This is a genomic window from Modestobacter sp. SYSU DS0904 (assembly GCF_054051115.1).
Genome location: NZ_JBJHAQ010000041.1, coordinates 23389 through 33817 on the forward strand (window position 1 = coordinate 23389; position 10429 = coordinate 33817).

Here is a 10429-nt window from a genome sequence, read left to right on the forward strand (position 1 = left end):
GCCGACGGCGCCCAACGGCCATGATCACCGCGTGAGGGACTCCCTGGACGGCGAGACGTCGCCCGCCCGGTCGCTGGTGGAGACCGGCGAACTGGTGGCCGGGTCGATGAGCCACGCCGTCGCGGCGCTGCTGTTCGGCGACGGCCCCGGCGCCGTCCGCCTCGACGACCGGCTGGCCGGCTGCCTGCGGGACGCGGCCACCGGCGCAGCCGACCTGCCGCTGCTGTGGGAGCGCGCCCGGGCCGGCGCCGCCCTGGCCTTCGCCGCCGAACTGTCGGTGACCCGCGGGCAGCAGGGTCGGCACGTCCGCCGCGACGGCTTCTTCGCCGCCACCCTCGCCACCCGCTCGGCCGCCGAGCGGCTGGCGGAGTCGGTGGTGCAGGCCGCCTGCCGCACCCCCGAGGAGCGGCAGGTGCGGCACCTGGGCTACCTGCTGGCCGAGACCGCCGTCTCCCCCGACATCGACCCAGGGCTCGCCGCCCGCGCGCTGCAGCTGGCCGGGTCGTGCAGCTGGCGGCAGCTGGTCTTCCTCGCCGCGGTCGGCCGGCGCGACCGCACGCCGCTGCCGATGGGCGCGCTGGAGGACGAGCCGCGCGCCTGGACGGCGTGGGGTGCCCGCGAGGACGTCGCCGACCTGCAGCGCGCCGGCCTGCTCGACCCGCCGCCCGTCGTCGCCCGGCCGGGGGCGGTGCTCCCCCGGCTGCGCCCGGCCGACCTGCGGCTGACCCGCCGCGGGGTGCTGGTGCACCGGTTGCTCGCGCTGGACTTCGTCCGCGACGACGACGTCGCCACCGCCGTCGGCGACCTGGACCTGCCTACCGCCTGACGAAGGCCCCTCTCGCCCTCCCACCGCTCGCCCGCTCGCGCGGACCCCTGCGAGAGGGCCGAACCGTGACCGCTTCGTGACCACCGCTGTGGGTCTGCCGCGCCGCTCACCGCGTGTAGACGGGTGAGCGACCAGCGGGAGGAGAACGGGTGGACGGGCTGAGCTTCGAGGACTTCGTGTCCCGGGAACAGGCCGGGCTGCTGCGGCTCGCCGTCCTGCTGGCCGGGGACCGGGGGCACGCGGAGGACCTGGTGCAGACCGCGTTGCTGAAGAGCTACCGGCACTGGGGACGGGTGACCCGCGGCGGCGACCCCACCGCCTACGTCCGGCGGGTGCTGGTGACCAGCCACACCAGCTGGCGACGGCGGCGGTCGACGAGCGAGCAGGTCCTCGAGCAGCTGCCCGACCGGGCCGCCCCGGCGACGCCGGAGGACGACGAGGAGCTGCGGACCGCGCTGCGCGCCCTGCCCCCGCGCATGCGCACCGCCGTCGTCCTGCGCTACTACGCCGACCTCTCCGAGCAGCAGACCGCCGAGGCGATGGGCTGCTCGGCCAGCACCGTCAACACCCAGACCACGCGCGGGATCGCCCGGCTGCGTGAGCTGCTGACCCCACCGGCGTACGCGTTCGGGGAGGAGCGAGCCTGATGGAACCCACCGACCTGCACGACCGGCTGCACCGGCTGGCCGACCGCGCCGCCCCGCCCCCGCGCCACGACCTGGCCGACGCGGTGGTGACGCGGCACCGGGCCCAGCGCCGGCAGGCCCTGGCACTGACCGCGGTCGCCGCCGTCGTCGCGGGCGTCGTCGGCGCCACGCCGCTGGTGCTCGACGGACCGCCGGCCGCGCCGATCTCCGCCACCGGCGCGGGTCCGGCCTCGACCGCGGCCGCCGTCGACGTCCTGGCCGGGCCCACCCGCGGCTCACTGGCCGGGGACGCCGACTTCGTCGAGGCGGTCCGGCAGCTGCCCTGGGACGACGGCGTGTCGGAGACCCCCGACGCGCCGGTCGACACCCGGCGCGTGGTCTTCGCCGGCGACGTGCCCGGCGGCCGCTGGGCGCTCGTGGCCGGCGAGAACGACGCGAAGCCGGTGCAGGACGACCCCGCCCTGCAGACCGACCTCGGTGCGCTCAGCGACGTCGCGATCGCCTGGTTCGCCGGCCCGCCCGGGGCCAGCCCGGATCAGCTGGAGCTGGTCGGTGTCCCGCGGGGAGTCGATCCGCGGTACCCGCAGGCCCTCTCCGACAGCGTCACCGGCGCGCTCGTGGTGATCACCGCGTCCGGCGACGAGGTGGAGTTCTCGCCACGCCCGGACATCGCGGCCGACGGGACGGGCACCCGGACCTGGCAACCCGTGGACGCGCCGGACGGTGTCGCGGTGCTCGACGTGCCGCCCAGCGAAGTCGGCCACCTGGGAGCCGTCCGCTACCGGGTGTTCCGCGGCGGCGACGAGATCACGACCACGGGTCCGGACGGGCGGGGCCGGGACGACCGGACCAGCCCGGAGGTCCCACTCACCTGGCTCCGGCCGGAGCCGTCCCCGGCGCCGGGTGACGGGATGCGCGACGTCGAGACCGAGCACCTGCTGACCCAGCTGGGACTGCCCGTGGACGACGTCGTCGTCGCCGTGCCGTGGGCCGGGGACGTCCCCGGCCCACACGATCGAACAGCACGGGTCACCGTGCTGGCGGTGACGGTCCCCTCCGGTGCGGTGTACGTGAGCACGGTGTACGGCTACGAAACGGGCACCGAGGGGGTCGTCGTCGGCTCGACCTGCGGGTCGGAGATCCTGCCGGCCGGGAAACCGTCGGCGCAGCGGACGATCGCGCTGCGGTGCGACGTGACCGACGGCACCGCCTCGTCCGACGCAGTCAGCTCCCTGGTCGTCCTGTCGCCTGCGGACGCGGTGTCCGCCCGGGCGCTGGACCCGGCGGGTGAGGTGCTGGCCGAGTTCCCGCTGACCGACGGGGTGACCGTGGTACCGGCGCCCGAGCGCACGGCGACCGTCGAGACGCTGACCGCGGACGGCACGGTGCGCGACACCGCCCGCCCCCTCACGTTCGCGAACCTCGGTGACTGAGCTGCCTGCCGAGCCCGCGTCCGTCGTCGCCGCCCGCCAGCTGGCCGAGGAGGCGCGTTCGCGCGGGAACGCCGTGCGCCGCCGTCCGTCCCGTCCCCGGCCGGTCCCGATGCCCGGCTCGACCGACCCAGGAGCGCCGCGATGACCCGACCGAGCAGCCTCCTCGGGGCGCTGGGAGTGCTCGCCTCCCTCACCGCGTGCGCCAGCGCCGGCGCCACTCCCGAGGTGCACCGCGGGGAGGTGAGGGCGGTGCCGGCCGGGGAGTTCGAACCCACCGATGTCGCGGCGGCCCAGCGGACCCTCGGCCTCGACCTGTTGCACGCCGTCTGCGCGCAGACCCCGGAGGAGAACGTGCTGCTCTCGGCGACCTCGGCCGCCGAGGCGCTCACCCTGCTCTACCCGGCGGCCGGCGGACCGACCGCCACGGCGCTCGGCGACGTGCTGCACCTGCCGCCCTGGTCGCCCGAGCTGGTCGCCGCACTGCGCCAGCACACGGCTGCCCTCGACGGCCTGCGGTACGAGGGCGATCCGGAGGACGACGACGCCCCCGACTCGCTGCAGCTGAGCAACCACCTCTACACGGCTCGAGGCCTGCAGCCCGCCGCGGCCTACCTCGACGACCTCGCCACCAGCCTGGACGCCGACGTGCAGGCACTGGACTTCGCCGGCGACCCGGCCGGCGCCACGGAGCGGATCAACGCCACGGTCGAGGAGGACACCCGGGGCCTGATCGAGGACCTGTTCGACCAGCCGCTGCCGTCCGACACCCAGGCCGTGCTCGCCAACGCCCTGCACCTGCGGGCCCGCTGGGCCTCGCCCTTCAACGACACCGCCACCCACCGGTTCGCCGCACCCGCCGGGGCGAGGGACGTGGACATGATGACCGGCGCCGGCGGCGACCACCGGGCCGCGGCCGGCTGGCAGTCGGTGGAGCTCCCCTACCGCGACGGCACGCTGGCCGCGGTCGCCGTCCTGCCGCCGGAGGGCACCGACCCCTGCTCGGTCGACGCCGCGGTGCTCGCCGGCCTCGACGCGGCCACCGCCGGCCCGGTCGGCGTCCGGCTGCCCCGGCTGGAGCTCGCCCAGACGCACGACCTGCGGCAGACCCTGGCCGAGCTCGGGGTGCCTCCGGTGGGCGACTACCCCGCGCTGGGCGGCGAGCTGGACCTGGCCGCGGCCGTGCAGCGGGCGGTGCTCCGGGTCGACGAGGACGGCACGGAGGCCGCCGCGGCGACCGGCATGGCCGTCGCGATCTCCGGCACGGCCGGCCCCCGGGCGACCGTCACCTTCGACCGGCCGTTCCTGCTGCTGCTCACCGACACCGCGACCCGCTCGCCGCTGCTCACCGCCGTCGTCCAGGACCCGGCCGGCTGACCCGCCGCGCCAGCGCTCGGTCCGAGCGGGCGCTCAGGCCGAGCGGACGTAGGCGGCCGGCGTCGTGCCGAGCATCCGGCGGAAGTGCCGGGTCAGGTGCGCCTGGTCGTAGAAGCCGGCCGCCGTCGCCACCTCCGCCGGCGGCACCCCGGCCAGCAGCAACCGCCGGGCCCGGTCGACCCGCCGGCCGGTCAGGTACCGGCGCGGTGGCAGGCCGTGCCGGCTGCCCGGCATGGAGACGCTGCCGCTGCCCACGGCGGTGGCGGTGGTGCCCGGCCAGGACCTGGGACTGGTCGGGCTCGCCGTGCACGGGCCGAAGAACGCCGTCGACAAGATCCTCAAGGGCGCCCGCATGCACCCCTAGACCGTGACGACGAGGGCGCCGTCCCGCTCGTGCACCGGGTAGACCCGGACCGGGGCGTTGCCGCCGCTGGTCGGGGCGCCGTCGCTCCACCGGTAGGCGTACAGGTGCAGCGGGCAGACCAGCACCCGCGCGTCGGTCTGCCCGTCGGCCAGTGGTCCCCCGGCGTGCGGGCAGGCGGCCTGGGTGGCGTGCAGTGACCCGTCGCGCAGCCGGAACACCGCCACCTGGACGTCCCCGGCGACGAAGGCTCGCCCCTCCCCCGGCGGCACGTCCTCCACCCGGCCGACGACGTGCCGCTGCCCGTCGCCCCCGCCGGCCGGACCCTGCTGCACCCCGGTGGCCGGCGTGCCGACGTCGGTGCCCGGCGTGGTCGGCGCCTGCGGGGCGTCCGAGTGGGTGACGCTCATCGGACCGGCACCTTCGGCAGGTCGACCAGCGGCAGCGAGGTGCGGAACTGGCCCGGGGTGGCCGGTTCGGCCCGGTCCTGCGCCCACGGGTCGGTGTAGGCGTCGATGGAGCGCTGGATGCCCTCGTCGAGGTGCAGCACGATGCCCTCGCTGTCCTCCAGCAGCACCTGCTTGATCTTCTCCAGCCCGACCCGGGGCACGAAGTCGTAGGTGCGCTCCAGCCAGTTGGCGTTCTCCCGGTAGTACTGCACGAACCGGCCGGTCAGCTCGATCACCGCGGCGGGTGAGTCGACGGTGGCCAGCAGGTCGCCCTTCCGGACGCTCGCCCCGGCCGCGCCGCCGACGTAGACCTCCCACATGCCGTTCCCGACGGCGACCACCCCGACGTCCTTGACGTAGGCCTCGGCGCAGTTCCGCGGGCAGCCGACCACCGCCATCTTGATCTTGGCCGGGCTCTCGATGCCCTGGAACCGGGTCTCCAGGTCGATGCCGAGCTGGGTCGAGTCGCCGAGCCCGAAGCGGCAGAAGTCCGACCCGACGCAGGTCTTCACGGTGCGCATGCTCTTGCCGTACGCGTAGCCCGAGGGCATGCCGAGGTCGGCCCACATGCCGGGGAGGTCCTCCTTGCGGACGCCGAGCAGGTCGATCCGCTGGCCGCCGGTGACCTTGATCATCGGGACCTCGTACTTCTCCGCGACGTCGGCGATCGTCCGCAGCTGGGCCGCCGTCGTCACCCCGCCCTTCATCTGCGGGACGACGGAGAACGTGCCGTCGCGCTGGATGTTGGCGTGCACCCGGTCGTTGATGAACTTGGCGTCGTTCTCCTGCTCGTAGTCGCTGCCCCAGACCATCCGCAGCAGCGAGGTGAGCCCCATCTTCGACTTCGCGTCCTCGGCGCCGCCGGGGGCGAGCGCGGCGAACACCGCCGAGACGCTGCGCAGCCCGCGGGAGCGGATCTCGGCCATCAGGTCCGGCTTGGCCAGCGGGATGCCCGGCACGTACCAGCTGGCCGTCGGGTCCTCGACGACGTCGCCGTCGGCGGCCCACTCGACGATCTGCTTCACCAGGCCCTTGCACGAGCCGCAGCCCTTGCCGGCGCGGGTGGCGTCCATGACGCCGCCGACGCTGGCACAGCCGCCGGCCACGGTGTCGCAGATGGCCTGCTTGGTGACGCCGTTGCAGTTGCACACCTGCGACTCACCGGGCAGCTCGGCGACGCCGACGTCGGCGGCCCCGTCGGAGAGGTCGACCAGCAGCCGGATCCGCTCCTCCGGCAGCGGGGTGCCGCGGTCGAAGGCCTGGGTGAGGAAGGCGACCTTGCGGGTGTCGCCGAGCAGCGTGGCGCCGATCAGCACGTCGTCGCGGATCACCACCGACAGGTGCACCCCGCGGCGGGGCTCGGAGATGACCAGGAACTCGTCGGCGTCCCGCTCGGGCCGGTTCACGCCCATGGTGGCGACGTCGACCCCGGCGACCTTGAGCTTCGTCGCCGTCCGGGAGCCGTGGTACTCCGCCTCCGGGTCGGTGCCGGTGAGCACGTCGGCGAGCACCCGGGCCTGCTCCCACACCGGGGCGACCAAGCCGTAGACCTCGCCGCGGTGCTGGGCACACTCCCCCACCGCGTAGACGTCGGGGTCGTCGGTGCGCAGCTGGTCGTCGACGACGACGCCGCGCTCGACCTCCAGCCCGCTCATCAGCGCGACCTCGGTGACCGGGCGGATGCCGGCGGCGAGCACCAGCAGGTCGGCGTCGATCGCCCGGCCGTCGGCGAGCACCACCCCGCGCACCCGGTCGGTGCCGATCACCTCGGTGGTGCGGGTGGCCAGGTGCACCGTGATGCCCAGCGCCTCGACGCTCTGCTTCAGGATCGCCCCGCCGTCGGGGTCCAGCTGCTGGTTCATCAGGTGGGTGCCGGCGTGCACCACCTCCACGGCCAGCCCGTGGCCCTGCAGCGCGCGGGCGGCCTCCAGGCCCAGCAGCCCGCCGCCGACGACGACCGCCTTCTCGTGCTCGGCCGCCGCGGCGAGCATCTGACGGGTGTCGTCGATGGTGCGGAAGCCCAGCACGCCGGGCAGCAGGGCGCCGTCGGCGGTGCGGATGCCCTCCATCGGCGGCACGAACGAGCGGCTGCCGGTGGCGATGACCAGCTGGTCGTAGCCGGTCGCCGTCCCGTCGGTGGCGTAGACGAGCTTGGCGTGGGTGTCGATCCGCTCGACCCGGACCCCGGCGCGCAGCGCGATGCCGTTGTCGGCGTACCAGTCGTGGCTGTTGAGGACGATGTCGTCCTCGTGCTCCTCGCCGGCCAGCACGTGGGACAGCATGATCCGGTTGTAGTTGCCGTGCGGCTCCTCGCCGAAGACGGTGATCGCGAACTGCTCGCCCCCGCCGCGCTCGAGCACCTCCTCGACCAGCCGGGCCCCGGCCATCCCGTTGCCCACCACGACCAGCCGCTGCCGCGGGTCGACGCCGTCGGCGTCGCTCATCGCGAAGTGCAGCGAGGTCATCCCCGCCGGGCGGCCCCCCAGGACGGCGCCCATCAGACCTCCACCAGCCCGAGGTCGACGACGACGTCGCCGGTGATGCCCTCGGGCGCGGCGACGTGCAGCTCCACCACCGTCCCGCCGTCGAGGTCCTCGACCACCCGCAGCGGCACGTTGACGTCACCCTTCGCGCCGATCGGGAACCAGCGCATCGGCTGCCCGTCGCGCAGCAGCAGCAGGTAGACCAGCTCGTCGGTGGAGTTGCCGCCGCGGAAGTACAGCGCCTGGGCGGTCTTGCCCTGCGGCACCTCGTAGCGGAGCGCGGGGTCGAGCGGGCCGGGCTTGGTCAGCCCCTCGCCGGTGATCGGGTAGACGCCTTGCAGGAAGCGCGGGCTGCTCTTCACTCGGGTGGTCCTCCTCCGGGACGGGGCGTGCGGGGTGGGGGACGTCGGGCTCTGGTGGGCGCCCGGCTGCGGCTGGCCGGCCGGGTCGGGTGGGTCGATGAGTTCCTCGGGCCCGCCGACCCGGGAGACGGCGACGGCGCAGACCTTGAAGGCGGGCATCCGGCTGGTGGGGTCCAGCGCCGGGTCGGTGAGCGCGTTGGCCGAGGAGCCGCCGCCCCAGTGGAAGGGCGCGAAGACCACGTCGGGTCGGACGGCGTCGGTGACCGTGGCGTGGAACCGGGCCCGGCCGCGCCGGGTGGTCAGCTCCACGACGTCGTCGGCGGCGATGCCGAGCCGGCGGGCGAGGTCGGGGTGCAGCTCGGCGCGTGCGGTGGGGGCGATCAGCTGCAGGCTCCGCGAGCGCCGGCTCTGGGTGCCCGACTGGTACTGCGCCAGCACCCGGCCGGTGGTGAGCACGTAGGGGTACTCGGCGTCGGGCTCCTCGTGCGCCGGCACGTGCTCGACCCGGGTGAACCGCGCCCGCCCGTCGGGGTGGGCGAAGCGCTCGGTGAACAGCCGTGGTGTTCCGGGATGGGGTGTACCGGGATGGGGCGTGCCCGGGGGGTCGACGTCCGGCACCGGCCAGAACAGCCCCTGGTCGGCGTCGAGCCGGTCATAGCTCAGCCCGGAGTAGTCGGCGACGCCGCCGGCGCTGGCCCGCCCGAGCTCGGTGAAGACCGTCTCGGCGTCGCCGCTGAAACCGCCGACCCCCAGCCGCTCGGCGAGCTCGGCCAGCAGCTGCAGGTCGTCGCGGACCTCGCCCGGGGGCGGCAGTGCCCGGCGGCGGCGGATCACCCGGCCCTCGAGGTTGGTCATCGTGCCGTCCTCCTCCGCCCACATGGCGCTGGGCAGCACCACGTCGGCGAGCTCGGCGGTCTCGGAGAGGAAGAAGTCGCTGACCGCGAGGAAGTCCAGGTCGCGGAGCCGGCTGATCACCCGGCGGGCGTCGGGCGCGGAGACGGCGACGTTGGAGGCCATCACCAGCAGGGTGCGCACCCCGCCGTCGGTGCCGAGGGCGTCGAGCAGCTCGTACGCGCTGCGCCCGGGGCCGGGGATCGACTCGGGGTCCACGCCCCAGACCGCGGCCACGTGCGCCCGGGCGGCGGGGTCGGTGATCTTGCGGTAGCCGGGCAGCTGGTCGGCCTTCTGCCCGTGCTCCCGGCCGCCCTGGCCGTTGCCCTGCCCGGTGACGGTGCCCCAGCCACTGCCCGGCCGGCCGGGCAGCCCGAGGGCGAGGGCGAGGTTGATCCAGGCGGTCGCGGTGTCGGTGCCGTGCCGGTGCTGCTCCGCGCCGCGCGCGGTGAGGATGATCGACCGGCGGCCGCGGGCCAGGGCGAAGACGATCCGCCGCTGCTGCTGCACCGGCACCCCGGTCAGCCGCTCCACCCGGTCCGGCCAGTACCCGGCGACCCCGGCCCTGACCTCGGCGAAGCCGGTGGTGCGGGCCGCCACGTACGCCTCGTCGACCAGCCCTTCGGCGAGGGCGATGTGCAGCAGGCCGTTGGCCAGCGCCAGGTCGGTGCCCGGCAGCGGCTGGACGTGCAGGTCGGCGTTCTTGGCGGTGTTCGTGCGGCGCGGGTCGATGACGACGTGCTCGGCGCCGGCCGCGCGCCCGGCGTCGAAGTACTGCATCGCCGGGGGCATGGTGTCGGCGGGGTTGCTGCCGACCAGGACGACGACGTCGGCCTCGGCCAGGTCGCTGATCGGGAACGGCAGGCCGCGGTCGAGGCCGAAGGCCCGCATCGCCGCGCCGGCGGCCGAGGACATGCAGAACCGGCCGTTGTAGTCGATGGCGCTGGTGCGCAGCGCCACGCGGGCGAACTTGCCGAACTGGTAGGCCTGCTCGTTGGTCAGGCCGCCGCCGCCGAAGCAGCCGACGGCGTCGCGGCCGTGCTCGGCCTGGGTGCGGCGGATCGCGACGACCACCCGGTCCAGCGCCTCCTCCCAGCTGGACTCGACCAGCGGGCTGGTGCGGTCGGCCGGGTCGGCGCGGACCAGCGGGCGGGTGAGCCGCTCGGGGTGGTCGAGCAGCTCGGCGGCGGACCAGCCCTTGGAGCACAGGCCGCCGCGGTTGACCGGGAAGTCGGCCGGCACCAGCGTCGCCGGCCGGTCGCCGGCGGTCATGGTGATCCCGCACTGCAGCGAGCAGTACGGGCAGTGGGTCTCGGTGGTGCGCGTGCCGACACCGGGGGTGGGCAACGAGACGGCGGCGGACACATCCCGAGCCTGCGCGGACGCCGTTTCCCGGCGGCTGCGCTCAGGTCAAGGTCGCGTTCCGTCGGCCGCACACCCGGCGGCCGACGCCGGTGCGGCGACCAGGAGAGGGGTCGCGGGGGGGGGGGGGGGGGGGGGGGGGGGGGGGGGGGGGGGGGGGGGGGGGGGGGGGGGGGGGGGGGGGGGGGGGGGGGGGGGGGGGGGGGGGGGGGGGGGGGGGGGGGGGGGGGGGGGGGGGGGG

Annotated in this window: 9 protein-coding genes; 5 read left to right on the plus strand and 4 right to left on the minus strand. The window is 75.6% G+C overall.

All coding sequences use genetic code 11. The features are described 5' to 3' along the window. Window positions 1-31 precede the first annotated feature (31 nt). The 4 genes from ACI79U_RS18860 to ACI79U_RS18875 all read left to right on the plus strand — a co-directional run bounded on the left by ACI79U_RS18860 (window position 32) and on the right by ACI79U_RS18875 (window position 4280). Window positions 32-826: a hypothetical protein gene (locus ACI79U_RS18860; protein WP_457070657.1), complete on the plus strand. Its 795-nt coding sequence runs from the start codon at window positions 32-34 to the stop codon at window positions 824-826. A gap of 149 nt (window positions 827-975) precedes the next feature. Continuing rightward, window positions 976-1473, plus strand: a complete 498-nt coding sequence (locus tag ACI79U_RS18865) for a SigE family RNA polymerase sigma factor (RefSeq protein ID WP_457070659.1) — start codon at window positions 976-978, stop codon at window positions 1471-1473. After that, window positions 1473-2906, plus strand: coding sequence for a hypothetical protein (locus ACI79U_RS18870; RefSeq protein WP_457070661.1), 1434 nt, complete (start codon window positions 1473-1475; stop codon window positions 2904-2906). The genes ACI79U_RS18865 and ACI79U_RS18870 overlap by 1 nt, the downstream gene beginning before the upstream one ends. 141 nt (window positions 2907-3047) lie before the next feature. Then, window positions 3048-4280, plus strand: coding sequence for a serpin family protein (locus tag ACI79U_RS18875; protein ID WP_457070663.1), 1233 nt, complete (start codon window positions 3048-3050; stop codon window positions 4278-4280). A gap of 33 nt (window positions 4281-4313) precedes the next feature. On the opposite strand, the gene ACI79U_RS18880 is transcribed toward ACI79U_RS18875, so the two are convergent. Next, window positions 4314-4514 (minus strand): helix-turn-helix domain-containing protein, encoded by a 201-nt coding sequence (locus ACI79U_RS18880; protein ID WP_457070665.1) that lies wholly within the window; start codon window positions 4512-4514, stop codon window positions 4314-4316. Between ACI79U_RS18880 and ACI79U_RS18885 the strand changes: the two genes are divergently transcribed. Next, on the plus strand, window positions 4513-4644 hold the full coding sequence (locus ACI79U_RS18885; RefSeq protein ID WP_457070666.1) for a DUF2000 family protein: 132 nt from the start codon (window positions 4513-4515) through the stop codon (window positions 4642-4644). The two genes, ACI79U_RS18880 and ACI79U_RS18885, sit on opposite strands and share 2 nt — an antisense overlap. Here the strand turns inward: ACI79U_RS18885 and ACI79U_RS18890 are convergent. The 3 genes from ACI79U_RS18890 to ACI79U_RS18900 are packed head-to-tail and all read right to left on the minus strand — an operon-like array spanning window position 4641 to window position 10191. Next, on the minus strand, window positions 4641-5051 hold the full coding sequence (locus tag ACI79U_RS18890) for a Rieske (2Fe-2S) protein (RefSeq protein ID WP_457070668.1): 411 nt from the start codon (window positions 5049-5051) through the stop codon (window positions 4641-4643). The two genes, ACI79U_RS18885 and ACI79U_RS18890, sit on opposite strands and share 4 nt — an antisense overlap. After that, complete coding sequence (nirB, locus tag ACI79U_RS18895; protein WP_457070670.1) at window positions 5048-7588, minus strand: nitrite reductase large subunit NirB; 2541 nt, start codon at window positions 7586-7588, stop codon at window positions 5048-5050. The genes ACI79U_RS18890 and nirB overlap by 4 nt, the downstream gene beginning before the upstream one ends. Next, window positions 7588-10191, minus strand: a complete 2604-nt coding sequence (locus tag ACI79U_RS18900) for a molybdopterin oxidoreductase family protein (protein WP_457070672.1) — start codon at window positions 10189-10191, stop codon at window positions 7588-7590. Before ACI79U_RS18900 ends, nirB begins: the two co-directional genes overlap by 1 nt. Window positions 10192-10429: the final 238 nt, after the last annotated feature.

Bases quoted from the DNA above. Each gene is read 5' to 3' on its own strand.
- ACI79U_RS18890 (WP_457070668.1), bottom strand. From the start codon at position 5,051: ATGAGCGTCACCCACTCGGACGCCCCGCAGGCGCCGACCACGCCGGGC.
- ACI79U_RS18880 (WP_457070665.1), bottom strand. From the start codon at position 4,514: ATGCCGGGCAGCCGGCACGGCCTGCCACCGCGCCGGTACCTGACCGGC.
- nirB (WP_457070670.1), bottom strand. From the start codon at position 7,588: ATGGGCGCCGTCCTGGGGGGCCGCCCGGCGGGGATGACCTCGCTGCAC.
- ACI79U_RS18885 (WP_457070666.1), top strand. From the start codon at position 4,513: ATGGAGACGCTGCCGCTGCCCACGGCGGTGGCGGTGGTGCCCGGCCAG.
- ACI79U_RS18875 (WP_457070663.1), top strand. From the start codon at position 3,048: ATGACCCGACCGAGCAGCCTCCTCGGGGCGCTGGGAGTGCTCGCCTCC.
- ACI79U_RS18870 (WP_457070661.1), top strand. From the start codon at position 1,473: ATGGAACCCACCGACCTGCACGACCGGCTGCACCGGCTGGCCGACCGC.